The organism is Glaciecola sp. 33A, assembly GCF_002836745.1.
Lineage (GTDB): Bacteria > Pseudomonadota > Gammaproteobacteria > Enterobacterales > Alteromonadaceae > Glaciecola.
Window position 1 is genome coordinate 21,658 of record NZ_PJAR01000038.1, and the last position, 26,725, is coordinate 48,382.

General features: G+C 41.7%; 31 protein-coding genes. 4 read left to right on the top strand and 27 right to left on the bottom strand.

Annotation, left to right across the window (positions count from 1 at the left end):
* Positions 1-17: 17 nt before the first annotated feature.
* The 3 genes from CXF81_RS08925 to CXF81_RS08935 form a co-directional block, all read right to left on the bottom strand.
* Entirely contained in the window at positions 18-1,652 is a 1,635-nt protein-coding gene (locus CXF81_RS08925; protein WP_101181025.1) for a GMC family oxidoreductase, read from the bottom strand.
* Positions 1,653-1,744: 92 nt separating this feature from the next.
* Entirely contained in the window at positions 1,745-1,993 is a 249-nt protein-coding gene (locus CXF81_RS08930; RefSeq protein ID WP_101181026.1) for a DUF6482 family protein, read from the bottom strand.
* Positions 1,994-2,088: 95 nt separating this feature from the next.
* Positions 2,089-2,592 (bottom strand): DUF2244 domain-containing protein, encoded by a 504-nt coding sequence (locus CXF81_RS08935; protein WP_101181027.1) that lies wholly within the window; start codon positions 2,590-2,592, stop codon positions 2,089-2,091.
* Positions 2,593-2,678: 86 nt separating this feature from the next.
* On the opposite strand from CXF81_RS08935, the gene CXF81_RS08940 reads away from it, so the two are divergent.
* On the top strand, positions 2,679-3,605 hold the full coding sequence (locus tag CXF81_RS08940) for a sulfite exporter TauE/SafE family protein (RefSeq protein WP_101181028.1): 927 nt from the start codon (positions 2,679-2,681) through the stop codon (positions 3,603-3,605).
* Here the strand turns inward: CXF81_RS08940 and CXF81_RS08945 are convergent.
* A complete protein-coding gene (locus tag CXF81_RS08945) occupies positions 3,594-3,872 on the bottom strand; it encodes a hypothetical protein (RefSeq protein ID WP_101181029.1) in 279 nt (92 codons plus the stop codon). The two genes, CXF81_RS08940 and CXF81_RS08945, sit on opposite strands and share 12 nt — an antisense overlap.
* A gap of 256 nt (positions 3,873-4,128) precedes the next feature.
* On the opposite strand from CXF81_RS08945, the gene CXF81_RS08950 reads away from it, so the two are divergent.
* The gene (locus CXF81_RS08950) at positions 4,129-4,524 is read left to right on the top strand and encodes a hypothetical protein (protein ID WP_157825537.1); all 396 of its coding nucleotides are present in this window, start codon (positions 4,129-4,131) and stop codon (positions 4,522-4,524) included.
* 143 nt (positions 4,525-4,667) lie between these two features.
* On the opposite strand, the gene CXF81_RS08955 is transcribed toward CXF81_RS08950, so the two are convergent.
* Positions 4,668-6,173, bottom strand: coding sequence for a carotenoid oxygenase family protein (locus CXF81_RS08955; protein WP_101181031.1), 1,506 nt, complete (start codon positions 6,171-6,173; stop codon positions 4,668-4,670).
* A gap of 22 nt (positions 6,174-6,195) precedes the next feature.
* Positions 6,196-6,615, bottom strand: coding sequence for a DUF2141 domain-containing protein (locus CXF81_RS08960; RefSeq protein WP_101181032.1), 420 nt, complete (start codon positions 6,613-6,615; stop codon positions 6,196-6,198).
* Between the two features lie 573 nt (positions 6,616-7,188).
* Here CXF81_RS08960 and CXF81_RS08965 point away from each other — a divergent pair.
* Positions 7,189-8,466, top strand: a complete 1,278-nt coding sequence (locus tag CXF81_RS08965) for an MFS transporter (protein WP_101181033.1) — start codon at positions 7,189-7,191, stop codon at positions 8,464-8,466.
* Positions 8,467-8,566: 100 nt separating this feature from the next.
* Here the strand turns inward: CXF81_RS08965 and CXF81_RS08970 are convergent, their stop codons facing one another.
* The 12 genes from CXF81_RS08970 to CXF81_RS09025 all read right to left on the bottom strand — a co-directional run bounded on the left by CXF81_RS08970 (position 8,567) and on the right by CXF81_RS09025 (position 17,094).
* Positions 8,567-9,052 carry a transcription elongation factor gene (locus tag CXF81_RS08970; RefSeq protein WP_101181034.1) on the bottom strand — a complete coding sequence of 162 codons (486 nt, stop codon included), beginning with the start codon at positions 9,050-9,052 and terminating at the stop codon, positions 8,567-8,569.
* Positions 9,053-9,059: 7 nt separating this feature from the next.
* Positions 9,060-9,383 (bottom strand): hypothetical protein, encoded by a 324-nt coding sequence (locus CXF81_RS08975; RefSeq protein WP_101181035.1) that lies wholly within the window; start codon positions 9,381-9,383, stop codon positions 9,060-9,062.
* A 98-nt stretch (positions 9,384-9,481) separates the two neighbouring features.
* Positions 9,482-11,188, bottom strand: coding sequence for a Na(+)/H(+) antiporter subunit D (locus CXF81_RS08980; protein ID WP_101181036.1), 1,707 nt, complete (start codon positions 11,186-11,188; stop codon positions 9,482-9,484).
* Entirely contained in the window at positions 11,188-11,571 is a 384-nt protein-coding gene (locus tag CXF81_RS08985; RefSeq protein ID WP_101181037.1) for a hypothetical protein, read from the bottom strand. The genes CXF81_RS08980 and CXF81_RS08985 overlap by 1 nt, the downstream gene beginning before the upstream one ends.
* Positions 11,572-11,580: 9 nt before the next feature.
* Positions 11,581-13,095 (bottom strand): proton-conducting transporter membrane subunit, encoded by a 1,515-nt coding sequence (locus CXF81_RS08990; protein ID WP_101181038.1) that lies wholly within the window; start codon positions 13,093-13,095, stop codon positions 11,581-11,583.
* A gap of 8 nt (positions 13,096-13,103) precedes the next feature.
* Positions 13,104-14,594, bottom strand: coding sequence for a monovalent cation/H+ antiporter subunit D family protein (locus tag CXF81_RS08995; RefSeq protein ID WP_101181039.1), 1,491 nt, complete (start codon positions 14,592-14,594; stop codon positions 13,104-13,106).
* On the bottom strand, positions 14,594-14,953 hold the full coding sequence (locus tag CXF81_RS09000) for a cation:proton antiporter subunit C (RefSeq protein WP_101181040.1): 360 nt from the start codon (positions 14,951-14,953) through the stop codon (positions 14,594-14,596). The genes CXF81_RS08995 and CXF81_RS09000 overlap by 1 nt, the downstream gene beginning before the upstream one ends.
* Positions 14,950-15,372 (bottom strand): Na(+)/H(+) antiporter subunit B, encoded by a 423-nt coding sequence (locus tag CXF81_RS09005; protein ID WP_101181041.1) that lies wholly within the window; start codon positions 15,370-15,372, stop codon positions 14,950-14,952. Before CXF81_RS09005 ends, CXF81_RS09000 begins: the two co-directional genes overlap by 4 nt.
* Entirely contained in the window at positions 15,362-15,922 is a 561-nt protein-coding gene (locus CXF81_RS09010) for a DUF4040 domain-containing protein (RefSeq protein WP_101181042.1), read from the bottom strand. The genes CXF81_RS09005 and CXF81_RS09010 overlap by 11 nt, the downstream gene beginning before the upstream one ends.
* Positions 15,919-16,251 carry a monovalent cation/H(+) antiporter subunit G gene (mnhG, locus tag CXF81_RS09015; RefSeq protein ID WP_101181043.1) on the bottom strand — a complete coding sequence of 111 codons (333 nt, stop codon included), beginning with the start codon at positions 16,249-16,251 and terminating at the stop codon, positions 15,919-15,921. Before mnhG ends, CXF81_RS09010 begins: the two co-directional genes overlap by 4 nt.
* Positions 16,244-16,603, bottom strand: a complete 360-nt coding sequence (locus CXF81_RS09020; protein WP_101181044.1) for a monovalent cation/H+ antiporter complex subunit F — start codon at positions 16,601-16,603, stop codon at positions 16,244-16,246. Before CXF81_RS09020 ends, mnhG begins: the two co-directional genes overlap by 8 nt.
* Positions 16,600-17,094 carry a Na+/H+ antiporter subunit E gene (locus CXF81_RS09025; RefSeq protein WP_101181045.1) on the bottom strand — a complete coding sequence of 165 codons (495 nt, stop codon included), beginning with the start codon at positions 17,092-17,094 and terminating at the stop codon, positions 16,600-16,602. Before CXF81_RS09025 ends, CXF81_RS09020 begins: the two co-directional genes overlap by 4 nt.
* Positions 17,095-17,314: 220 nt before the next feature.
* Here CXF81_RS09025 and CXF81_RS09030 point away from each other — a divergent pair, with 220 nt between their 5' ends.
* Positions 17,315-17,713, top strand: coding sequence for an MAPEG family protein (locus CXF81_RS09030; RefSeq protein WP_101181046.1), 399 nt, complete (start codon positions 17,315-17,317; stop codon positions 17,711-17,713).
* 139 nt (positions 17,714-17,852) lie between these two features.
* Here the strand turns inward: CXF81_RS09030 and CXF81_RS09035 are convergent, their stop codons facing one another.
* From CXF81_RS09035 to hisD, 9 genes are all read right to left on the bottom strand, one after another.
* Positions 17,853-18,293: an Hsp20 family protein gene (locus CXF81_RS09035; protein ID WP_101181047.1), complete on the bottom strand. Its 441-nt coding sequence runs from the start codon at positions 18,291-18,293 to the stop codon at positions 17,853-17,855.
* A gap of 493 nt (positions 18,294-18,786) precedes the next feature.
* Positions 18,787-19,407, bottom strand: a complete 621-nt coding sequence (gene hisIE / locus CXF81_RS09040; RefSeq protein ID WP_101181132.1) for a bifunctional phosphoribosyl-AMP cyclohydrolase/phosphoribosyl-ATP diphosphatase HisIE — start codon at positions 19,405-19,407, stop codon at positions 18,787-18,789.
* Positions 19,408-19,433: 26 nt separating this feature from the next.
* The gene (gene hisF / locus CXF81_RS09045; protein WP_101181048.1) at positions 19,434-20,207 is read right to left on the bottom strand and encodes an imidazole glycerol phosphate synthase subunit HisF; all 774 of its coding nucleotides are present in this window, start codon (positions 20,205-20,207) and stop codon (positions 19,434-19,436) included.
* Positions 20,208-20,365: 158 nt separating this feature from the next.
* On the bottom strand, positions 20,366-21,397 hold the full coding sequence (locus CXF81_RS09050; protein ID WP_255409435.1) for a branched-chain amino acid aminotransferase: 1,032 nt from the start codon (positions 21,395-21,397) through the stop codon (positions 20,366-20,368).
* Between the two features lie 167 nt (positions 21,398-21,564).
* Positions 21,565-22,299, bottom strand: coding sequence for a 1-(5-phosphoribosyl)-5-[(5-phosphoribosylamino)methylideneamino]imidazole-4-carboxamide isomerase (hisA, locus tag CXF81_RS09055; RefSeq protein WP_101181050.1), 735 nt, complete (start codon positions 22,297-22,299; stop codon positions 21,565-21,567).
* A 9-nt stretch (positions 22,300-22,308) separates the two neighbouring features.
* Positions 22,309-23,055: an imidazole glycerol phosphate synthase subunit HisH gene (gene hisH / locus CXF81_RS09060; RefSeq protein WP_101181051.1), complete on the bottom strand. Its 747-nt coding sequence runs from the start codon at positions 23,053-23,055 to the stop codon at positions 22,309-22,311.
* Positions 23,056-24,126, bottom strand: coding sequence for a bifunctional histidinol-phosphatase/imidazoleglycerol-phosphate dehydratase HisB (hisB, locus tag CXF81_RS09065; protein WP_101181052.1), 1,071 nt, complete (start codon positions 24,124-24,126; stop codon positions 23,056-23,058).
* Between the two features lies 1 nt (position 24,127).
* On the bottom strand, positions 24,128-25,264 hold the full coding sequence (hisC, locus tag CXF81_RS09070; RefSeq protein ID WP_101181053.1) for a histidinol-phosphate transaminase: 1,137 nt from the start codon (positions 25,262-25,264) through the stop codon (positions 24,128-24,130).
* 2 nt (positions 25,265-25,266) lie between these two features.
* Positions 25,267-26,724 carry a histidinol dehydrogenase gene (gene hisD / locus CXF81_RS09075; RefSeq protein ID WP_101181054.1) on the bottom strand — a complete coding sequence of 486 codons (1,458 nt, stop codon included), beginning with the start codon at positions 26,722-26,724 and terminating at the stop codon, positions 25,267-25,269.
* Position 26,725 lies beyond the last annotated feature (1 nt).

Genomic DNA, 26,725 nt, shown 5'->3' on the forward strand with positions numbered 1-26,725 from the left:
GGTCTCTTTTTACTATTTTACGCTAGAGCTGAATTTTTCGGCGACGCAATTATCTGTAAACTAGCTTTGAGCAGATCGGCTGCCTTTTCCGCGATCATTATTGTAGGCGCATTCGTGTTACCACCAATAATATTCGGTATTACAGAGGCATCGACAACCATTAAATTGGTAATACCTTTTACATTTAAATTAACATCAACAACAGCAAATACATCTTCATCAACGCCCATTTTGCATGTTCCTACGGGGTGATATACAGTCTCAGCGTTGTTTTTTAAGTAATCAATAATTTGTTCATCGGTTTGCACCGTTTCGCCAGGCGTCCATTCTACCGCACCATCACCAAGTGGAGAGGTGTTGCTTATTTTTCTACACCACTTAAAACCAGCAACTAAGGGTTTTATATCATCTTCGTGAGCCAAGTAGTTTGGACGAATATCAGCGTGTAGTTCACCATCGATTTGTTTCAGCAAAACTTCGCCTCTACTTTTCGGGTAAAGGTTACAAAAATGGATCGTGAAGCCATGCCCCCAAGGTTTTGAGCGACCATGATCTACAAGTAAAGCGGGTAAAAAATGTAATTGTATATCAGGTAACGTCATTTCAGGGTCTGATTTTAAGAAGGCCCCACCTTCAGCAATATTTGAAGTAAACATGCCTTCTTTATTTAGCCAATAGTTGAGTGGCTCTAATGCATTTTTTAGTAATGCCGGCACAGACAAACCATAAGAACGTCGAGCCTGAGTTTTAAATAAGATGGTGCCATCCAAATGGTCTTGTAAGTTTTGGCCAACACCGGGCAAATGTGCTTTTACTTCAATGCCTAAGGATTGTAGGTGTTCCTTATTGCCAATGCCTGATTGCATCAGTATTTGAGGAGACCCAATAGCACCAGCACTTAAAATAACTCGCTTTTTAGCAAACAAAAGTTGCTTCGTATGGTTCGAAAAAATTTCAATTCCGGTGGCTTTTTTATTATCAAAGGTAACTTTTTTAACTTCAACATTGGTCATAATATGTAAGTTTGGACGCGCTTTTATAGTGTCAGATAAAAAGCCTTTAGCCGCGCTGCAACGTGAGCCATTGCGCTGAGTCACTTGATATATGCCAACACCCTCTTGGAATTCGCCGTTGAAATCAACAGATTCAGCAAGCCCGTTAGATACAGACGAAGCGACAAAATCATGACTCACAGGATTAATATATTTTAGATCTGATACGCCTTGATAGCCTCCAATAGCGTGGAAATCTGATATACCTCGGGTGTTATCTTCACTTTTTTTGAAATAGGGGAGCACATCATCCCAAGCCCATCCGATCAGACCAGACGCAGCCCAGTCATTGTAATTTTGTGCTGCTCCACGAATATAGCACATGGCGTTAATTGAGCTAGAACCGCCCAATGTTTTGCCTCTAGGCCAAAACATTTCTCGGTCATTCAAATTACTTTCTTGGTGGGTTTGAAAACTCCAATTAACTGACTTCATGTCAGCTAAAGCGGCTAAACCAAAAGGAACATGTATCGCTGGATTGGTATCTTTTGGGCCGGCTTCAAGCAGGCACACAGACATTTGAGGATTTTCAGATAATCTATTTGCTAGAACGGCACCGGCAGAGCCAGCGCCAACAATGATAATGTCAAACTCAGTCATAATGCTTCAAATAATAAATTTCATGTTATCGATATTAACACTATTATCACATCTGACCAGTTGATTTTTTAATTAATTGGTGGTGAGTTAATCTATTTCCAATCTAATCTGATGACAGGACTTTCTGTGCTACTGTCAAGCCCGCACATTTCTTCATAAGGCGTATTCTGCTTCAGCCATACATTCTCGAACTTCTGTCCTTCGACTCTCAGCTTAATATTGTTTATGCATTGAAAGGACAGCGTTTTACTATACTTGTCTAAAAAAAACGTGTCGACTTTTGTTTCGCCTGTCCCAGCAATATACGTTCCGCCTTCAATTGATTCAATAAATAAGTTCATGTTTAGCTATCCTATTCTTTGTAATATAAACGATGAGTACAAGCAAAAGATCAACCTTGTTATAAGAGAAACGATGGTCTTAATTAATTACTGGCTTAATCTTTATTCTTCCACCAATGCTGCCGACAAATTAGGAGACCTAAGTTCTCTAATTCATTGCGCAGGAGCACCATATCATCAGCATTTAGAAATTGGCCGATTTGCACCCGTTGCCTGCCATTATGCAATGTGATTTTGGGCGTGTGCCAATTTAGGTCGGTTTCTGAGTAATAAATATCTGTACCAAAGCGAGGAAGTGATTCTGCTGATTGTTGACGGTCAATACCCATTTCAATAGTGATCTCTTGCTCCGTAAACGTCACTATCTGTTTTAAATACGTGAAGCGAGTTACTTTATACATTAAGTATGCAAACAAACCTGCTTCTAAGCCAGCAAAGGGCAAAATCATCCAAGCACCAACAAATGTCCAGGCAATGGCAATTATCATGACAACCGCAATCATGAATGCGATAATCCATTTTGCTTGAACCCACGTAATAGAACGATTAGGTGTAAGCAAAATAGTAACTGCATTATCATGTCTTTCTAACTGGACCATTTTTCACTGCTTGAATGAAATTGTTTGCCTAAGACTATCTCTTTTTCCAGCATATATTAACACTCTTTTATTATTGGCGAGTCGTATTGTTAACTATTTTTCGAAGGGCTTTTAATAGCCATCCATATAGAGTCACTCTTGCAATTTGCTGGCTCATACTTATATTTAGCGCACCTAACAGTTTTCAGATCATTTTTGATTATGTTGGTTTTTTGTTTATAGGTATTGTGGGTGCTATTTTTGCTAATTCAACAGGTGCTGGTGGCGGGGTCGTTTTCGTTCCGTTTTTCAATCAAATTAATATGCACAATAGCGCTATTATTGCAACAAGCTTTGCAATTCAATGCTGCGGTATGACTGCTGGAGCCCTCACTTGGCATTACCACCGACAGTCTCTTACTAAAGATAACAATGTGAGCACCAACAAAGTAACAGACGACGGTGCTCACTGGTTGTATGTCAACAAAGGACTGTTAATTACTATTCCGTTTTCGATATTGGGTATCCTTATCGCTCAATTTGGTCTAAGTGAATATACACAGCAAATGCAAACATCCTTACATATCGCTTTTGGTGTATTTTCCATTCTGTTGGCTATCGCCATTTATGGCTCGATTCCGCTATTGAAAAGGAGAAAGCTAACTAAACATCTTTTACCGATTGACGTATTATCGCTAAGCGTAATTGCTTTTTTTGGCGGTATTATTACTGCATGGTTGTCGGTGGGAGTCGGGGAGTTGGTTGCTGTATACCTCATCTTGCGCGGCTTTAATGTAACTTCAGCTATAGCCTTGGCCGTCATACTCAGTGCGTTTACGGTTTGGTCAGGAATATTTCACCACCTGTTTGTCACCCAAGCTATTTATTGGCATGTGCTTCTATTTGCCGGTGCTGGTGCCATTGTTGGTGGCATTATCGCGAAGCGAGTCGTTCTTTATTTTTCTGTTGTAAAGCTCAAACTATTTTTCGCTACTTGGGTGCTTATAATGGGTATTGCGAGCCTAATTACCTGAGTCGTCTTGGTCTTTTTCTGTGGGAAGCTGCAATGTCGGTTCTGCTATTTTTTTATCTCCCACTACTCTATTGCGCTGATATTCATATTCTTTAAATGTTTTTTCATAACCTCGTAAACAATCTTCTCTAGCTTGGCCTTCAGCCATGCGCCCACAAGCTTGTTTTTTATTAGTCATCATTAATTCATAAGCAGCTTTATTTGAGCATCCAGTGCCAACTAACATAGTTAAGACTGCTACTCCGAGGAAATATTTTTTTTGTTGCATGTCATTCTTCTCAAAAGGTAATTAACTCTCTAATGGACACAACAGTGCCTAAAAGTTCCATTTAAAGCAATTAATAGTGAATGCAATTTAAATTATCAGCCTTTTAGATTTTTATGCGGGCTTTGGACGGTAAGTGGTCATAAATAATTTTCTTAGTCTGTCGTTAATACCCCTTTTTTATCATTTAATATCAACTTACTTTTTGAGTGCTTAAAAAATACCAACACACATTATTAAACGTTTAGATCAGGCGGCTTTGCTTAACGACCCTTTAAAGCTTCAACTGATGGAGCCGTTTTCTGTTGAACCTCGCACAACCAAACAGGTTGCCGATCTCATGGCGTTAAAAGCGCCTAGGTTATATCGTCATGTTGAAGCTTTAGTAGAGGCTGATTTACTTGTTTTTATTCGAAAACAGCCTAAACGCGGCATAGTAGAACGCGACTATCAGACCATTGCTGAACTTGAAAACGATATTTCTCCCATCGTAATGAGGTTAACCGGACGTGTTTCGCCTAAGGAGTTTGCCGCCTTGCGTCACAAACTCATCGAGTGGTTGGAGGAATGTGAATTAAAAAGCGAAGAAGAGGGTCAGATCCCTTTGCGCGGTTTAATTACATTTTTTCCTTTAAAAGCTGTTTACACCAAATAGCAATTAATCTGTCTCAAACAATTGTCAGTCTGTAGAAAAGTTAAAGGCTTTCAAGTCACTGGTTGAAATATGCAAACACTCAATGCAGCTTTAGCCTCTTAAGCAGAAATTAAAGCGCTTATATAGCGCTATTAATCAACCTGTTAAGCGATAAAAGTACCATGGAACCCCAATGGAAGGGTTCTGTCAGTGATCGCTTGACCAATTGGGCCTGCCTCAATATGTGCAGCATTAAAAATATTAATTCCACTTTGCTTGTTAACTACATCTAAAAACGTTTGTACAAGCCAACTGTCGTTCGTGTCTTTGGGCTTAATCAGTAAAGGTTCTTCAGCAAAAACGCCGGTATCGTAAACATATTCCTTGTGTTCACCCGACTGCGGCTTGTAGCTCACTAAGGTGTTTTTATGTCGACGAGGGGAAATACTTTTTGATGAGAAAAGAGCGCGAACAGTTTTACGACCTACGCCAAAAATGCTTGAATTTGCACTTAGATCAATTTCATCAAACCCAGGAAACTCCATCGCAACGTTTGTTTTAAGTAATTCGCACGTTTTAGTATTCCTATTTGCCACTATAGTCGCCGAAACAGCATGCTCGCTATTCTCTATCTGTCCTGTGGCCATTAATTCAGTCATGCCTTGAGACAGTAAACTAGCATCTTCATACCAGCTCACGTTAACTCTGAGTTCGTTATTTTGTTCGGTAGCATGTCCAAAATGAAACACAAACCCAGCAGGCAACTCAAACCACTGCTGGTCGTTTAAATCGTTTTTACTGACGATTAACAACCTAGAGCCCATTTCAGGCTGCCATAAAAATTTGTCGATAAACGTTTGACCACTATTATTAGCGAAATGATGCGGAGGCACTAAAAATATTAGCGACCCTTGGGTTTGGGCAAAATCGTGCATATAACCTGAAAATGGCAAATTGATCGCCTTCACTTTTTGGATGCCGGCTTTTGGTTGAATATGGTAAACAAACAACATGCCTTTGTCAGCGTAGGGTGCAAAACCGAAATTCCACATACTGCCATCAGTTGGGTCAATCAGAGGATGGGCAGAAAAGGGCATGTGTTGCATTTCTTTACTCCATGTTTTGACACCTTTCGTTGATAGTGAATTTGGGTCTAAGCGATAAGCTGAGCCACCCTCCCATAGGGCTAATAGTTCATTGTCCCATTCAAGCAGCGCCGTGTTGGCTGTATTTATTGAATCGTTGTTGCTGGTGGGCATGGTGTTTTCGAAGGTCGTGCCAGCGCTTGCATATAAAAATTTACCCGCCGCTTGTTCTGCCACATACTTTTCGGTTTGCACAAACTTGCCTTGATGCGAGACTTTGCCTGCATCAAACGAAAATTGTTGCACCATTCCGTCACCATCAAACCAATGCTTATAGTGCTGATTGCCACGCTGCATTTTGGCCGGGCCGTTGCGAAATAAGTTACCAGAAAGCGAAGACGGAATATGGCCGATAGTTTTCATTTGCAAGGGTGAAAAACTATCCACATCTACCGATTGCCAACCTAAAGACCAATCAATATCAGCGTTTGATGTAGCCGCCTGTACCATCGTCGGGACAGTCAATGCGGCGCCAGCATAAGCACCGGCTTGTATAGCATTTTTCAGAAAAGTGCGGCGTTGCATAGTTGTCTCCTTAACTTTCTGTTTAACGAATATTAATGGTAATTGGTGTATCACCGACTACGGCAAAATGAGCATCAGCATATGAGGCGGGGCCAAATCTTCCGCCATTGTTGCTAAAGCCATAACCTTCAGTTGGCATACCAACAAGGTTGGTATCTAATTTTCCGTTGTTATTTTCATCGTGGAGTAGCTTAATTGCGTATTCGCCATCAATTAGGTTAGGAAAGCTGACGTCAAGTTTGTCGGCGGTCACGTCAATACTTTTAGTCACTGCCGGCTGGCCGTTATTGTACGTTTCTTCGCTATTGAAAATAGCTATTTGAATAGCGCCTTTAACTACTTGAATATTGCTAACGGTTAGCTGTATTTCTGCTGCTTGGGTAAAAGCGGTTGCAGATAAAGCTAAAATAGAGCCCACAGTGAGTTGTTGAAATAAGTTCATCGTCGTTATCCTTTGAGTGAGTTGACGTAATTAGAATATGCCAACTTACGATTGACCGAATGTGCCAAAAGTCGTAAGTATTTTCGTGACTTTTGGGCTATATAGGGATTCTTTTATCAAGGTTATTACCAGGCTATGCAAATCAACAATAAAGTTTCATATTATGGGGGCTGGAATTTGCGGTGAGCCGCCGTAAGCAGTTAATTCATCACAGGGGATTACAGTAATTGAAGGAATCGAATCCTCGAGGTTTGCCCCTACACCTCACCGAAATTCGACTTAACCCAGTTGACGAGAAACATTCGCCTACTTGTATTTTTTTACAGTGGTAATGAAGATAAAGCAGCAAGCATTCTTGAGATAAGTTTTAACCCTTATTGTGCAAACTGGAGTACAAGGTAAGTGCGAACTAAATTTACATTTAGTTCATCGAAAGAACATTCCTTAGTCAATGAACACTTAAAACGCATTAAACATGATCAGCAAAGCATGCTGGCAAAGTTTGATCTGACATAATAGGATAGAGACCGGAGTGAGATTATTCTGACCCCGTAGATCCCAAAATGAGGTTTCATGATTCAAATATTGTATAGGGTTTGGCCCCTCTTACTCGGCATTTTATTAATTATGCTCGGCAACGGCATGCATTTTACCCTTATCGGTCTGCGCGGTGGGATTGAAGGCTTTACCTCTGCTGAGTTAGCCATTGTCACCTCGGGCTATTTCATGGGCTTTTTGGCGGGCGCGCGCCTTTCTCCGCTGATGATCAAACGGGTGGGACACGTGCGCGTCTTCGCGGCGCTTGGCAGCTTTATGAGTGCAGGATTAATCGCTTTTCCGTTAGTTACCGAACCTTGGGTCTGGACGTTCCTGCGACTAATCGTGGGCTTTTGCATGTCGGGCATTTATGTCGCCGCCGAGAGTTGGCTGAACAATGCCGCGACTAATGAGAATCGTGGCAAAGTGCTGTCAGCCTATATGACCGCGCAGACTCTTGGTATTATAGGGGCGCAAGGCCTTCTGACGTTAGCCGATGCTGGGACCTCTGTGCTGTTTATTTGTGCATCGATTCTTGTATCGATTTCTTTTGCGCCAATCCTTCTTTCCGCTACTCCAGTGCCGGTTGTCGATGTCGCACGCCCGATGTCCTTGCGTGACCTTTTCCGTGGTTCGCCGCTTGGCACTGTCGGCATATTCTTATTGGGCGGCATCTTTGCGACGCAATCGGGCATGAGTGCGGTCTTCGGCACTCAGATCGGGTTGACGGCCTCACAGGTTTCCATGTTTGTGGCGATGCTATTTGCTGGGGCACTGGTGTTGCAACATCCTATAGGCTGGCTCTCGGACCGGATGGATCGCCGTAATCTGATCTTTGGGGCGGCCATTCTGGGCCTAATATCGTGTACAATTGGCTGGTTCACAAGCGGAGGTCTGCTGCTCTTGATGGTGTCTGCTTTTTTCGCAGGTGGGGTAACGACGCCCCTCTATGCACTTTTTCTGGCTCACGCTAACGATACTCTTTCGTCCGAAGATATGCCGGCGGCCTCAGGAGCGCTTGTTTTTACTTTTGGACTGGGTGCGATTGCAGGACCCCTGATATCTGGTTGGGCGATGCAACGTTTTGGCCCTTTTGCGTTTTGGCTGGTGCTTGGTGCAACCTTCGGTGCCATCGCGCTTTATGCGCTCTACCGAATGACACAGCGAAAAGCGACTCCAATAGACGAAACTGAAAGCTACATTGGTGTCCTACCCACTTCGTCAATAGTGGCGGTAGAAGCTGCCGGTGCATGGTCCGCTGAAAAAGCTGAGGCCGAACGAGAAGATGATGTTAAGGCCCAACAAGAAAACTAGACTGCGGCGCTCGGATATAATGTGTTAGCTTCTCTTGCTACAGCAATCACTGCCAATATTACATTGCCTAAATAGACCAACGCTAATTTATAACTAGTGCTTAACTAATATCACTAATTCGATAATTTTTCTTATGCTGAGCGCTTCCAAATTCAAACTCATCATCAACAAACTTACCCCGTAATATTTTCCCCAGTGGTGATGATGGGGTGATCACAACCATAGTTTGGTCTTCAAATACAAATTTGAGGCCCCCTGATACTGGCGCTAAAAAGAGCGATAGTGACTTTTCATTCTGATCAATTAATATGACTAGAGAACCAACAACAATGGGATCATTTAATGAGTAGTCCAGCGCTGTTAAATTTTGAATGGCCTCCAAATCAGCGCGGCACTCTGATGCACGTTTAGCTTGACCTTCTGCTAAATAAGCGGCTTCTAAGCCCAGTGTGTCGTATTTATTTTCTGCAACATTAGCTTTGTCTGTGGCTGTCGAATGGGCTCTTTTTGCCGCAGTCAAAGCGGTTTGATAGATTGCGTTAAGTTGCATTATCAAATGCTCAATTAATTTTCTTTTACGATGCATTGGTTTCTTAAGACTCTTCACGGAGGTTAAATGATTGGCTGTTTAGTAAACAACACTTTGTGTACGTTGGTACTCCAGTAGTTGCAAATCTTCGTTTCCACCATCCATTGACAGACCATGCGCCGCAGCAACATGGGCAAGAATACTCATAACTATCACGAAATTGTAACAGGTCCGCTAGATAACGAGGATGTTGCTCTAATGCTGGAATACCTAACAAATATTGGTGCATCATATCATCGCCAACAGTGGCAAATGTTGGCGCCACTTGCAAATTAGTAGACCCTACTGCATATGGTCCGGCGATGTGAGGCGTCGATTTGGTCGACATCTCTGTTCTTTTTTATCGCTAAAAGGGTGGCTTGCATATGATTGGCTTACATGACATGAGTATGGCAACTAACCTTAGCTGACATACTCAGTTATAACTTAGATAAATTGCGTCACAAATGCCAATACTACGAGCACAACAAAACCGATTGCCATGCGCAATGTCAATGTAGCAGCGTTGGCGTCGCTACCTCGTTTCATTACCGGTATTGCATTAACTGCGCTTGCCGCAAATCCAACAAAAGTGACTTTGAGCTTGGCAGCCAGTTTAGCTAAGCTAAGCCCCGCATCGGGCATTGCTTTTCTGTATATCCACTCAAAATCTACGTTGACTGATTTCAACTCGGGTGGGTAAAGTCCTTGCTTATTAAGCCAAACAAAGGCTAAAGCTGAGAAAAACAATAATTGTAATTGGGTTAACGTATGAGTTAAATCGTAAGGAACATACTGTTTTTCCATATCCCAAGGTAACATTTGATATAGAAATTCTGGGTAAGTACCGACTAGAATACACATGAATGCAGCGATGCCCATTGCGACCAACATGTTTGTAGGTGCTTCTTTGGGGCGTAAACCTGAATCGTGTGCAAAAAAAGCAAAGAAAGGAATTTTAATGCCAGCGTGGTGGAATACACCTGCTGACGCAAATAATAGCATTAACCACAAATATTCATGACCGTCTTCAATCATCGCTGCCATGACCATACTCTTGCTTACAAAACCACTAAACAACGGGAAGGCAGAAATAGACGCTGCGCCGATAATACAGAAAATAGTGGTTTTGGGCATCGTTTTGTATAAGCCACCCAAGTTTGACCCATTAACATGCCCAACCCGATGCAATACTGCGCCCATTGTCATAAACAACAAGCCTTTGAATATAACATCATTAAATGCGTGAGCAACGGTACCGTTAAGCGCTAAGGCGGTACCTATGCCAATACCGCAGACCATAAACCCGAGCTGGTTTATTAAACTATACGCCAATACCTTGCGTAGATCATTCTCAATAACGGCATAAAATATAGGAAAGCAAGTCATTGCTGCACCAATATAAACCAATAGGTCCTCACCTGGAAAGGTTCTTGCAAGCATGTAAATAGCAACTTTAGTGGTAAATGCCGATAAGAAAACAGTACCTGTAGGAGTGGCCTCAGGATAAGCATCAGTTAACCATGAATGCATGAAAGGAAAGGCCGCTTTAATACCAAACGCAATCAGGAATAACCAAGATGCCATTGAGCCCAAACCGATATAACCGATTTCTGTAGAGCCGGTTTGTTGAAAATAGCTAATCGCACCAATTAGCAATAATACGCCTGACAGCACTTGGATAATTAAATAGCGTATACCTGCAGTTTTAGACGCTTGGGTTCTGCGAGCAAAAACCAAAAATGCAGATGTAACAGCGAGTAATTCCCAAAAAATAAATAAGGTAATAAAGTCACCGGCGAACACCGCACCTATGGCACTACCGGCATACAGTAAGCCTGCGACTATTTGTACTCGGTCTTTTACGTGCAATGCGTAAATAAGACAGATAAAACACGCCAAGTGAAAGAGATAAGCAAATAATAAACTCAGTTTCGAATCTTGATCACTGACTTCAACACCGACATCCATAATTTGCAGTGTGAACGTGTGTAGTTGAATACTAATTGGCGTTAGTTGGTCAGCGTTTAAGTAAATTAAGACACCATTGACTAGTGGCACTAAAACTAGCAGATAGCGCCACCTTATCGGGGCAACAGCGGCAAATAAAGCGGCTAAGAAAAACGGTAAAAAAGCAGGGATAGCATAACTCATTAATGCGATTCCTTATTGGAACTACTAGCGGTGCTGTTATCAGTACTATTATCAGTACTATTATCAGTACTATGCTCGACATCAACCCGCGGTACTATTTGTTCTACCTCATCTTCGCGCTTGTCGTAATAATGTTCATCACGCATAACCAATAATCGCATTCCTTTTGCAATAACAACAAGCACAACACAGGCAATAAAGCCATAGAGGGCATAAAATGCAGGGATCTCTTCAAACGATACATAGATGTGTCGATGAACAATAAAGTCAGCAACGACTAATAAAATACATATTGCATAAAATATCCGAATTATCCAAGTGACATTTTTAGGGTTATCGAAAAATGGGATTTTTTGTTCTGTGTTAGTTGTTTCAATCTTCATTTCGATACCTTAAAAATTTGCTAGTGTTAATGAAAGTCGATAAAACACTTGTGGATCAAAGAACAAATAAATTGTCATGAATGTTGGGATCGCCATACCCATTAAGCAGGCAAGAGGGGCTTCTTTAACTACTCCACCGTGCTCGTTCTCAGTACCATGGTTAAGCGGTTTGTTGAAAAACGCAGTCATCGGAATACTTAGTAAATAGTAAATATTTAGCAATGAACTCACTGTTAATCCAATCAGTACAGCCCAATATGTGGCTTGCGGACCTTGAAAATTAAGGCCACCTGATATCAAATACCACTTGCTCCACATACCGCCAAAAAAAGGTAGACCAATAATACTTAGGGTGCCTATTGTAAATACAATAAACGTGAACGGCATAACGCGGCCTAAACCGGCTAATTCACTAACGTATTTTTTATGACTTGCAACAAGAATTGCGCCGGCTGCAAAAAATAAGGCTATTTTCGCAAAGGCATGCATCGCGATATGCATAGTGCCGCCTAATATACCCGCCTCATTTGCCAATAATGCACCTAAAATAATGTAACTTAATTGGCTTATTGTCGAATAGGCTAAACGTTCTTTTAAATTATCCTTTGTTAAGGCAATAAATGATGCAAGGACAATGGTGACCAAGGGTATCCAAATGAGCCAATGGTTGGCACCAGATTCAGTAATAAAGTCGGTTCCAAAAATGAATACCACGACTTTCATTACTGAGAATACGCCAGCCTTAACGACCGCTACCGCGTGCAACAGGGCACTTACCGGGGTTGGCGCAACCATTGCTGCGGGCAACCATTTGTGTAGAGGCATTAAACCCGCTTTACTGATACCAAAGAGAAACAGCAGTAAAAGTGGTGCAGCCCAAATCATATCGAGATTATCGGCTAGAATACCGCCTTCTTGGAACGTCAGTGTGCCTGAAACAAACCACACAATGACCATTGCGGGAAGGAAAAATAAGATGGATGAACCCATTAACACCAGAATGTAAGTTTTTCCGCCTTTTCTGGCCTCTCGGGTACCCTCATGAGTCACTAGTGGATAAGTTGATACGGTTAAGATTTCGTAGAATAAAAATAAAGTAAATAGGTTATCTGAATAGGCTACAGCCATAACGCCAGCAATAGCGACAGCAAATAAGATATAAAAACGTGTTTGGTATTTTTCATTGTGTGCGCGCATATATCCAATTGAATAGATGGATGTGGCAATCCATAAACCACTAGCAACTAACGCAAATAAGCTTCCAAAAGCCGTTGCAGAGAAGGCAATTGACAAACCTTTAATAGGTTCTGCAAAGGTAAACCTAGACGCCGCCACGTCTTTGGCATGATCGAGGTCAAGACTGAGGTAGATATCAATGTTTATAATAAACAGAATGATGGCAGTCACAATAGTAACTGTTTCGCGCAGGTTAATATGCTTATCTAATCGGGATATGATGAGTGCCCCAATAATGGGGACAATCATCGACAGAATTAATAAATGCGTTAAAGCTAATTGGGTCATCATTATTCCTATTGCTTCAACATTGCGGCGGCAGCAGATGAGGCAGCCTCAAAAGATAATTCGGTATTTAAGCCAAAAAATATACATAAAAGAGCGCCAATCCACAGGGCGCTCGACATGGTTCTTGGCGTTTTAGCAATTGCCGAGTCACCGCTTGGCACATCTTGTATACGCACTTTACGTTTACTTCTGAAATACAAGTTTTCAACTATTTTCCAGACATAGCCAATAGCCAGTGCTGACCCCAGAACAATGGTGATAACAACAATCCACATGCCTTTTTCAACCGCAGCCTCGAGTAAGTACCATTTTGTAACGAACCCGACCGTACCAGGAACACCAATTAGACTGAGTCCTGCCAACGTAATAGCCGCGAATGTCCACGGCATGTCTTTGCCCAAGCCTCTTAAATTACCCAATTCAGTCGTGTTTGTTCTATATAAGATGATACCTGCACCAATAAATAAAGTTGATTTGATCAGCGCATGATTGAACAAGTGTAAAATAGCGGCGGTTAACCCCAGTTGGTTTACAAGTGAAAAACCAATCACAATATAGCCAATTTGTGCAACACTCGAAAATGCTAAAAGCCGTTTCATTTCAGTTTGTTGCCATGCGCGATATGAGCCATAGATAACCGCGACACAGCCCAGTGATAGCATAATTTGTGGCAACAACATGTCAACCCAGTAGTCGATAGGATAGAGATCGAACAGGATACGAAGTAGCACGTAAATTGACACCTTCGTTGCGGTAGCAGATAAGAATATGCCCACCGTTGAAGGAGCTTGGCTATATGCGTTGGGCAACCAGCTATGCAGCGGGAATATTGCCGCTTTTAAGGCGATACCCATGATCATGAAGATAAGTGCGGTTTCAACTAATTGCATATCTTTAAACGTATCGAATCTATTCGCGATATCAGCGGTGTTTAGGCTTCCAGAAGCAGCGAATAAAAAGCCCACGCCAATTAGGAAAAATGTTGCGCCAATAGTACCTAATATTAAATATGAAAACGCAGCGGTGAGTGCTTTTCTATTTTTGCCCATACTGATAAGTGCATAGGAAGATAGCGACGAAATTTCTAAGAAGACAAATAGATTAAATATATCACCCGTTAATGCAATACCTAAGAGGCCTAATAAGCACAACTGAAATGCCGCATAGAACAATGGGATCATCTTTTCTTCAATTTCATCTGGCACACTACGGTAAGCGAATAAGCAAGAAAGGCAGCCTATTGCGCTCACAATAAGAGCAACAAATGCATTCAATGAATCAATTTTGTATTCGATCCCCCAAGGCGGACGCCAACCACCTAATTCATAAATAACGTGGCTACCATCAATTACTTCGTAAAGAATGTAGCAAGAAATTCCGAGTGATATTAAACAAACAATGAGCGTTAATAACCACGTCACTTTCTCAGATGGTATTAATGCTGTTATTGGTGCGACCATCAAAGGGATGACAATCAATAAGATGGTAAGTTGTTCCATTATTCTTTTTCATCCATAGCCGAAATCTCATTTTCTTCGACGGAGTTATAAGCTTCTTTTATGCGGATAACCAATGCGAATCCCAATGCCGTTGTGGCAACACCAACAACGATTGCGGTAAGCATGAGAACTTGTGGAAGCGGGTTGGAATAGAGACTGTATTTTTCGCTAATAATAGGCACAGTACCTCCTGTTACTTTACCTAAACTGACATAAAATAAAATAACGGCTGTTTGAAACATCGATAATCCAGCTAATTTTTTAATCAGATTCGAGCGGCTCATCAAGGTATAAAGGCCGACCATCATAATCGCAACAATTAACCAATAGTTAATATGTCCAATAATGTACTCAATCATTCTGGTGCAACCCTTCTTGCAAAAGTGAAAAACAACAGCACCATAACTGACGCTACCGTGATGCCCACACCAAGTTCGATAATAATAATACCTAGATGTTGTCCAGCAACCGGCGTGCTGCCTAAAACGCTGTAATTCAGAAAGTTACCGCCAAGTATCATTGAAGCAACACCAACACCACCATAAATGAGTACACCTAAACTGGCACCAATGCGCAGTATATATTCGGGAATAAGTTGTAGAGCCGCATCAAGACCATAAGTGAGTGAATATAACAAAATTGCGGAGCTAAATATTACGCCCGCTTGGAAACCGCCTCCAGGGCTATAATCACCGTGAAATTGCACATAAAGTGCAAACAGGATAATGATGGGAGACAGCCATTTAGTAATAACTCTTAAAATCAGATCATTTGCCATTGGATACCTTTCTTATTCTTATTTTTTTTCTTGAACCTAGCAGCATAAGAACGCCAATGCCTGCAGTAAGCACAACTGTTACCTCGCCTAAAGTATCAAAGCCGCGGTAACTCGCTAAAACGGCAGTGACGAGATTTGGTACACCGGTTTCTTCTTTTCCTTTTCCAATATATCGCGCGGCAACTTGAGTATGTGGTGCACTTTCAACTTCACCTAGTTCTGCAATGTCATGTGTACCATAAATAAGAAGTCCCCCCATTAGCACGCATATGATAAGCGGTGCTGTTCGAGATTTTTGTGTGGAGATGAGTTCGTGGCCATCTTTGATTGAAGCTAAAGTGACCAACATGAGAACGGTCGATATACCGGTTCCAACAGCAGCCTCAGTAAAAGCCACGTCGGGTGCATCTAAAACGACAAAAAGGCCCGCAACTAACAAGCTGTATAAACCAAATAACATTGCCATTGCAAACAAGTGACGAGTTTTTAAGACGGCTAAAGCCATGACCAAAAGAAAAACGAGGAGAACTAAATTGACGACTAGGCTCATTTATTTTCCTTATCTGTTTTGAAACTACTGATATGTATTTTTTGATTATGCATCAAGCCCCATCGCCATGCGTTATTTGCCAGTGCATAGGATGAAACCGGACTGGTAAACAGAAGGAACAAAAAGATTAAAACAAGTTTGGCAATGACGTTAACTGAGTCGGCATGACATGCTAGCCCTGACAAAATTAAGAACGAGCATAGCGTGTCGGTTATCCCAACAGCATGTAATCTAGCATACATATCAGGTAGACGGATCAAGCCGAATGCGCCGACAAGTCCAAGAAAGCAGCCCAAGCCAATGAGCACAAAGCCAACGATTTCAAGCATCTTGGTCTCCTTTTTGTTTATCTATTGAATTTTCGTCGCTACTTTCTTCATCACCTATACTCATTCCTTTTTCGATTACGCTATTGTTAGCAAAGAATTTACCTCTTTCCACCAATCTTAAGGCAGCAATAACACCGACAAAGTTAAGCAAAGAATAAAGTAAGGAAATATCTAGTAAATCATGGCGTCCTGTAAAAAAGGCAAAAATAGCCACTAGTAACACGGCTTTTGTGCCAAATAAATTGATCGCCAAAATACGGTCGAACACACTTGGGCCTAATAATGCTCTGCAAACGCCTAACGCCATTGCAATAAGTATGGCCAATGCTGCAACGAGGTAATAATCCGTCATTGGTTAATATTCTCTATCGTTTTTACCTGATATTGCTTTGGCATGATATTCAAAATATCACCTTGGGCGAGGTCTTGAGCTCCTTGCTCACTGATTGTGTGCACCAAGAGCGTAGTGTCTGACAGAACTATGCTGGCTGAACCGGGAGTGAGTGTGATTGCATTGGCGTAAAGTACTTTTGCAACGTCGTTGTCGAAAGGAACTTCGATAGTAATAAAAGTCGATTGTACTGGCCTTATACCAAGCACTCTGAGTGTAACATCATAATTTGATAGCACAATTTTATAGAACAATTGGCAGAGAAATTTACCTAAGCTAATCGTTACGAAAAATGTGTACTGCTCTTGATCTATTCGCAACATGCGTTTTGTCAACCACAGAGAAATAAGAACAGATATAACCCCAAAAGATAGCATCAGGGGTTCGTAGATGCCTGACAACAACAACCAAACGATGACTAATATCACGCCTAGTCTAAATAAATGACTCAAATCTTATCTCCTAGCACTGCAAAGTATATGGGGTTGTAAAAACAGAAAATGACAAACGGTCATAAAGCTAGGTGTTTATTTGCTTACCGCGTTAATTTAACAATTCGTTAACGTTAATACAACAAGTGAAGTTAAGTTGTTACTATTTTTTATTTTAATTTAATACTAACCATTATTCGATTCGTTACACTCACTATAAACTAACTGAAGAAAATACTAAATGAATTTAATTATTGCCGGATTGTATAGTGGGCTTCTAGGCCTCGTTTTTATTGCTTTGTCTATTCAAGTTATTAACATTAGAAGGAAGCATTTAGTTAGTTTAGGTGATGGAGAAATAGACGATTTGCAAAAAGCGATAAGAGCTCATGCCAACTTCAGTGAGTACACACCAATTTGTTTGATTCTTTTGTTAATAGCAGAAATAACTTCAAATGCTGATGTTTTTTTGCACGTTTGCGGTGTGGTACTGTTGTTAGCACGTATTATGCACGCCCACGGCTTGATTACAAAATCAGGCGCAAGTTGGGGACGTATTAGCGGTACCTTAGGTACTTTTGCCGTGCTAATTGGATTGTCTTTGTGGAACTTGTATATCGTCGCGGCTAGAGTAATTTAGAGCAGAAATATAATCTTCTATAAACAAAAAGACCACTGCAAATGCGGTGGCCAAAGGGAACTAACTGTTGTTTACCTTAACGTTAAGCTTCAAAGTTAGGGAATTCTTTGACTCTCTAGTTAAGGCATACGTGTACTGTTTACTTATTTTCAATAACCTGACTGCCTATTTCGATCCGTCTTGGCTTTTTAGCTTCAGGGACAACCCTTTCAAGATCCACATGCAATAAACCATTTTCCAAATCGGCGGTTAGCACTTTAACATTGTCACCAAGTTGAAATTTGCGTTCAAAATTTCTTTCTGAAATGCCTTTATGCAGAAATTTACGGCTCTCATCAGGCGTTTGTTCTTTGCTGCCGCTAATAATGAGTGTATTTTCCACAACTTCAATAACTACATTTTCTTTCGCGAAGCCAGCAACAGCCATTGTAATTCTGTACTTGTCATCTTCAAGTAATTCGATATTGTAGGGAGGGTAAGTGTTTTGTTTCTCATTCCTTGCTGCAGCATCAATGATAGATGCCAAATGGTCTGAACCAATGAATGAACGGTATAGTGGAGATAGATCGATAGTACGCATGGTCATATCCTTTTACTTTTAAGCAATATGTTTTAATTTCAATGCCCCGATAATACGGCGGCGGTTTTTGTGGACCCTTTCGGCGTCCAAGTACTGTATATAAGAACGGACTGAATTTTTTCAAGAACAAAACGTGATTAATTTTTATAAAACTAACAATATGAACTAAAGTTTTTTTAAATCAAAGAGTTGTGATTTATTCTCTACTATAGGTTATTAACTACTTGCGCCGCATATTTTTCGCTGTGACGCATTTAAGGTATTTATTATAATTGGAATGGTTGTTTAATCAGTTCTTCCAATACTGCTCTTCCAAAACAGCTCTTTCAATACTGCTCCTCCAAAAGAGCTAGAGGAAGAGAATGACTGCCAATGATGGCATCGCGAAATGCGCGGATGTTGATCGAGAGGGGCATGCAAATCTTCGTTAGCTTGCGCATGCAATTCCTTTACAGTTTTTATATGTTCGACATAAGCCCAGTATAAAAGTGCGTTATTTATTGTGCCGAGCTTGTAATACTGCGATAGCGTCGTTTAATGAAAGGTTACTGGCTTGGAGTAGCACAATCAGGTGATATAACAAATCAGCAGATTCATTTTTCAATTCTTCTAAATCTTGAACTACAGCGGCAAGTGCGGTTTCAACCCCTTCTTCGCCCACTTTTTGTGCAATACGCTTAATGCCTTTACTGTAGAGTTCGGCCGTATAGCTAGTGGATGGATCAGCTTCTTTGCGCTCTGCTAATATTTGCTCTAACTCAGCAACAAAGGTCATGGTTGGTAGTTCACTATTAAACCAACAAGTACTAGCACCGGTATGGCAAGTCGGGCCGTTTGGCTTAGCCAAAATCAGCAGGGAATCTTGATCACAATCAGCTGAAATATCCACTAAATCTAAGGTATTACCAGAGGTTTCGCCTTTCATCCATAAACGTTGTTTTGAGCGACTGAAAAAGGTGACCTTGCCAGACTCAAGGGTTTTCGCTAGCGCTTCTTGATCCATATAACCTTGCATCAAGACCCGCCCTGAGTGCGAGTCTTGAATCACCGCGGGTAATAAATTTTTCATTTTCTCCCACGCCAACTGGGTAGATGTTTCGTGTGTGATTTTCATTCTTGTTCCTATTGAGTCAACGCGCATTAGCTGCGCATTTCTATTCCTTGAATGGATAGCCAAGCTTTTAGTTCAGGTATATCTATAATAGCTTTATGAAAGACGGATGCAGCTAGTGCACCATCAACATCAGCTTGATTATAAACGTCGGCAAAATGCTGCATTTCCCCCGCACCGCCGGATGCAATAAGCGGCACCTTACAAACGGCCCTCACTGCGGCAAGTTGCGCGATGTCATACCCGGTGCGAACACCGTCTCGATTCATACAGTTCAAAACAATTTCACCAGCACCAAGTGACTGAACTTCTTTGACCCAGTCGATGGTCTGCCATGCCGTTTTTTGGGTGCGCGTTTCGTCACCGGTAAATTGATATACTTCATACTGCCCAGTTTCTTCATTAAAAAAACTATCAATGCCAATAACAACGCACTGTTGGCCGAAGGTGTCATGTAAATCTTTGATTAATTTTGGGTTAGATAATGCAGGGCTATTTATCGATATTTTATCCGCGCCCATTTCGAGAATTTTACCCGCATCTTTAACTGACTTAATGCCACCTGCAACGCAAAACGGAATATCAATCACTTGCGCAATTTTAGTTACCCAACTTTTTTCGACTACGCGTTGATCGCTCGAGGCGGTAATATCATAAAACACCAGTTCGTCAGCACCGGCTTGTGCATAACGCTTAGCTAGTGGCACAATATCACCAATAATTTCGTGATTACGAAACTTAACCCCTTTAACTACAACACCGTCTTTTACGTCGAGGCATGGGATTATGCGTTTGGCTAACATTGCGCTCCACCTAGGTTATACCTTTGATTTTTCAATCTTTTAATTTTCATCTTGAGCGTTTTTGATTTTTTACAGGTCGACATAAGATACACTTCATATATATTTCTGTTAATAAGATTGCATATAAATTCAGGCAGAGAAATAAAACTACATAAATATCAGTTAACTTTAACCAGCCAATTGTGCTTGTCTTCGGCCTTACCCCATTGAATATCATTCAATGTTTGGCGCAATTTCATTGTGGTTGGGCCAGCTTCGCCATCGCCGACTTGATGCTCTTTATCATTATGAATAAAGGTACCTACTGGCGTAAGTACTGCAGCAGTGCCTGAAAGCGCTGCTTCAACACCTGGTTTTGCTGCTCTCTTCAATAACTCATCAACACTGATGTCTCGTTCACTAATGGTCATGCCTAAGTCAGCAGCGAGGGTTAAAATAGAATCACGAGTAACGCCATGTAAAAAACTAGAGTCTAATGCTTTGGTGATGATTTCGTTACCATCAATCAAAATAAAGTTGGCTGCCCCGGTTTCTTGTACATCACCATTTGGACAGAACAGTATTTGATCAGCTTGTACGTCGCTACGCGCTTTTAAAATAGGGCCTAATGCACTTGCATAGTTGCCACCACTTTTAATCATTCCCATGTGCGGTGAGCAGCGCATACCTGTTTCGTCAAGCAATAAGCGCAGCGGTTTGGCGCCGCCGGCAAAGTAATCGCCTACAGGTGACAATAGCACGTATAACATAGAGGTCAGCGATGGAGCTGCGGCTTTGCCGATAGACGCTTCTGTACCAACATGAGTAGGGCGAATATACATAGAGCCAGGTGGTCGTGGCACGTCATCAGCATATTGAGCAACAATGTCTAGGATCATCGCTTCTACTTGGTGTTTGTCTATTTTAGGTAAATTCAGTAGTTCACTGCTTTGCTCAAAACGGTTGAGGTTTTTATCCATTCTAAATACGTAAATACCGCCATCTTCGTGACGAAAGGCTTTCAAACCTTCAAAACAAGTACTTGAATAGTGCAACACATGGGCGCCTGGATGAATTTGAATACTCTCAGCAGAGACTTTTTGGGTATCGTTCCAGTTATCATCTTCAAAAGTTGCCAATGCCATTTGTGGCATAAAAACAGTCCCGAACGCAGCCATGTATAATTCCCACTTTTTGTTGTTGGCGTTAATCGCCTAATTTTATTGACCTTGTACTATCAGCACGTTGCCCGATAGCGTTTATAATGACGACTATTTTACGTAATATTTAACTTTGAACAATAGCTGTCGCAGGTTTGCATTACATTTATTAGTGCTAAGTCAATTAAGGTCCTACATCTTGCTCACAAATTCGTTACTTACTTTGACCAACATTCAATGGCTTGTTTTACTGTAAACTTGCCTTCAAGCAACGCTCTACCTAATATCACACCAGCGACATTAGTAGGTTTTAAGACCTCAATATCGCGTAAACTACCGATACCACCGGATGCCTGCCATTGAATGTCAGGAAATTGGGCGACCACTTCTTTGTACAGTCTATCGTTGGCCCCTTGAAGCGTGCCGTCGCGACTAATGTCTGTGCATAAAACGTGCTTCAAACCAACCTTCGAGTAGCGTTCAATTAACGCTTCAATAGAAACACCAGAGTCTTTTTGCCAGCCGTGCGTTGCTACAAACTTATTACCCAGCTCGTCAATGTTTATATCCAGAGCAAGAACAATATGCTCCGAACCGAATTCGACCATCCATTGCTCCACAACTTCTTGCTGAGTAACGGCCAGTGAACCGATAACTACCCTGTGCACTCCTGCTTTTAATAAACCTTCAACATCCGCTTTGGTGCGCACACCGCCACCACTTTGAAACTTCATACGCTTGGTGGCAACCATCTCTGAAATGAGGGTTAATTGTCGTTTAGCCGTGTCTTTGGCGCCGGTCAAGTCAACAATATGCAACCACTGCGCGCCATCATCGGCATATTGGTGCACCACATCGATTGGATCACGTTTGTATTCGGTTGTCTGGTTATAGTCGCCTTGATATAAACGAACCACTTTTCCTTCGATTAAATCGATAGCTGGAATAATCATTTTATTTTCTCACAACTGAATAAAGTTTTTGAGTAACTGCGCGCCAGCATCACTGGAACGCTCTGGGTGAAATTGCACACCGAAAAAATTATCTTTATGGATCGCGGCGGAAAAAGTAGTGCCAATATCAGCTTTAAGTTGCTCGGCACTTATTGGCTTGGCACTTATTGGCTTAGCACTCATTGGGCCAGCATCTACTAGCTCAGCGTTTGCGTGAATAGGTACTACGCCTATGTCTGATTGCTTTTTAGCTGAAGAATAATGGCAAGTGGCTAGTGTATGTGCATAGTTATCAATGGCATAACTATGCACAAAATAGAAATGCTCGCCATCTGGAATGCCAACAAACAAAGGGTTTGCAAGTTTACTTGTGACTCTATTCCAACCCATATGCGGTAAACGTAAATTGCCTACTTGCATGCGTTTTACGTGACCGGGAATTAAATTCAAGCTACTAGTCAAATCAGTTTTACCAAATTCACCTTCTTGTGAGTCGGTGACCATCAATTGCATACCCAAGCAAACACCTAATGTGGGCTGAGTTAACCCGCGTAAGCAACTGGCTAAGGCTTTTTTGTTAATACTGCTCATTGCTGCAGGTGCACTGCCAACACCAGGTAAAAGCACTCTTTGCGCCTTTGCTATTACCTTAACATCGTCAGACACGTCAACGTTGATACCTAATCGCTCAAATGCAAACTTAACTGACGATATGTTCGCACAGCCGGTATTTACAATGACCAATGAGTTAGACATTTATAATGATCCTTTCGTGCTTGGTAGGGCATCACCTTGTTTCGCTATTGCTTGGCGCAACGCACGACCAAACACTTTAAATAGGCTTTCGACTTGGTGATGCGCATTGCCTTCTGTTGTTGATAAATGCAATGACAAACCCATTGTCTGCGCAATTGAATAGAAAAAGTGAGGCACCATTTCAACTGCCATATCACCAACTGAATCACGACTAAACGGCGCATCAAATTTTAAGTGAGGGCGGTTTGAAATATCCATAATACATTCGGCTCGACACTCATCCATTGGCAAGGCGAAGCCAAACCGAGCAATTCCTCGCTTATCGCCTAAGGCTTTTTTCAGGCATTCACCCAGTGCGAGAGCGGTATCTTCAACACTGTGATGATCGTCTATGTGGAGGTCACCATCAACACTCACGTTAAGGTAAAAACCGCCATGTGTGGCTACTTGATCGAGCATATGGTCAAAAAAACCGATACCGGTATGTATTTCTGGTTTTTGTGAACTGTCTAAGTTTACTTTTACCCTAATATCTGTTTCTGATGTCGTTCTGACCACTTCTGCAATGCGCTCTGTTACTGTTAATTGCTGTGTGATCATCGGCCAATTGTTAGTTGCGGGGTCGTACTTAATACCCTTGATGCCCATATTCTCTGCAAGTTGTATGTCAGTATCACGATCGCCAATCACAAACGACCGCGTAAAATCGACTCTACCTGCTTGCAAGTAGTCTTTTATCAGCCCTAATTTAGGCTTTCTGCAACTGCAATTATCGGCATCAAAGTGCGGGCAAATTAATACGTCATCGAATATCACGCCTTGGCTGGAAAATATGTTCATCATCGCGTTGTGTGGCAAATCAAAGTCAGCGATTGGAAAACTTTCCGTACCTAAACCATCTTGATTCGAAACCATCACCAATCTGAAACCAGCGGCTTGGAGTTTAAGTAGCTCAGGAATAACACTGGCTTCAAAGACCAACTTCTCTAAGTTGTCGAGTTGCTTATCAACGGGGGGCTCTTCCACTAAAGTGCCGTCACGATCAATGAAAAGAATAGATTGTTGACTCATATTATTGATTTCCGTCGGCAAAGAATGCCTTAATTAATGATAATAATGTGTTGTTCTGCTCTGGGGTTCCGATACTAATGCGCAGACAATTATTCAAGTTTATCTGTTTTGATTGATCGCGAATTAGCATTTTGTTTTTCACAAGAAAAGCCATGAGCTCAGTTTTTCTTTGTGTTCTAAAGAGCACAAAGTTGGCGTTAATATTACCGACAATTTGAATATCACCAATGTCAGTTAAGACTTCACGCAATGCAATCAATTCTGTCTTTAATAAATCAACGTCGCGACGCATTTTAAGCAAACCGTCTGATTCGAGCGCTTTGCTTGCAACTTGAGCAACTGGTGCAGGAATAGGGTACGGCGCAATAACTTTCAATAATATTTGGACAATTGCCGCTGATGCTAGCGTAAATCCGCAACGTAAACCAGCTAGCGCGAACGCTTTTGATAAGGTTCGCAATATCACTAAATTTTCATATTGTTCGAGTAAATCAGTTTGGTTTTGAGTAATATCAAATTCGATATAAGCTTCGTCCACTACAACAATAGCTTTATCTTTGAATGCTTCAAGCACGGTCACAATGTCTTGCCTGGAAACACTGGTGCCGGTCGGGTTGTTTGGCGAGCAAATGAACACTGCTTTGACTTTACCAACATACGTTAGTATGTCGGCTATATTAAGGGTGAAATCGTCATTGAGTACTGATTTTTGTACACCAACGTTAAACGTTTGAGCACTGATCGCATACATACCATAAGTGGGAGGGCAAATAAGAATACTGTCTTTGCGCGGTTCACAAAATGCGCGAATGATGAGTTCTATGCCCTCATCGGCGCCTCTTGTTACCAAGGTTTGCGCTGCCTGTAAGTTTGTATATTTTGTATAGCCTTTGATCACGGTGTCAGGCTGGCAATCAGGATAACGATTAAATACTGATGAATCGACAGTGTATTCCCCTGCAAACGGAGACTCATTGGCGTTTAACCATACATGGCCTGTATCGGTACCAGAGCCGGCGAAGAGTCGTCTTGCCGATTCGTAAGGGGTTAACTTATTAACATGCTCAAGGCTGAGGTCTAACAGCCAATTTGCTGTCGTGTTTATCTCATTGCCTCTGTTTTTTTGTTTCGTGTTCATGGCTACTTACCTGCCGGGGTGTAAATATATACATGACCGTCTGTTTCATTGTGGCTGTTGTTTGTGTTATTTTCCGCTTCATTTACCGCACTGTTCACAACACTATCGTCTTTCACTGTAACATTTTCAGACTGTGCAAGTGAAGTAGAGGGTAGATCTAAACCTGTTAATCTAATTTTAACCGCGTTTCTATGTGCATCGAGACCTTCTGCATCTGCTAAGTCCATAATGGCATCACCAATATTCTCTAATCCTTCACGCGATAATTCTTGCACCGTATAACGGCGCATAAAATCTAGTAAGCCCAAGCTCGAATAGTTTCGCGCATAACCATAGGTTGGCAATACATGATTAGTACCACTTGCATAATCACCCGCTGACTCTGGAGAATAAGCCCCAATAAATATAGAACCGGCGTGTTTCAAGGTTGCTAATAGGTCGCGAGCATGGTCAGTTTGTACAATCAAATGCTCAGGTGCATAGGCGTTGCTGACCAAAACACATTCTTCAATACTATCGGTAAGAATATAACGACTGTTATCTACCGCTTTAGTTGCAATATCATGGCGCGAAAGTTGAGCAAGTTGTAAGCCGATTTGTTGTTGTACTTTCACAATCAACGTGCGGTCATTACTCACTAATACGGCTTGTGAATCTGCGCCATGTTCAGCCTGCGAAAGCAAGTCAGCAGCGACAAATCCGGCATTCGCATTTGCATCAGCGATAACCAATACTTCAGAAGGACCCGCGGGCATATCGATAGCCGCGCCGCTAACAACTTGGCTAACTTGTTGTTTTGCTTCGGTAACAAAGCTATTACCAGGACCAAATATTTTATCGACTTTAGGTATGCTCTCGGTACCAAATGCCATTGCTGCAATTGCTTGAGCGCCACCACAGAGGTAAATGTGTTTAATCCCACATAGCTTTGCGGCATAACAAATTTCAGGTGCGATGGTGCCTTGTGGAGAGGGTGGTGTGCATAAAATAGGCAATTCACAACCAGCTACTTGGGCTGACACGCCCAACATCAACACAGTTGAAGGTAAAGGTGCACTGCCACCGGGAATGTAAAGACCCACTTTTTCTAAGGCTGCGTGTTTTTGTTCACATAACACACCCGGTGTTGTTTCAATTTGAATATCCTGAGGTATTTGGGCCTCATGAAATATTTTTATATTTGCATACGCTTTATCAATAGCGATTTTGACCTTCGCTTTAATTTTGCTTTCTGCTTGCTCAATGATGGCTGGGTCTAAGCGCAATTCACTCAGTTCTGCACCATCAAATTGTTTTGTATATTCAAATACGGCGGCGTCTTTGTTTTCACGCACACGACTCAAAATCTTAGTCACCGTATCACGCAAAATAACACTGTCTTTCATTGCTGGACGCAACAGCGCATCTATTTGTTGTTGCTTGGTTAGACAAGCCCATTCAATAATTGATTGCGACAACATC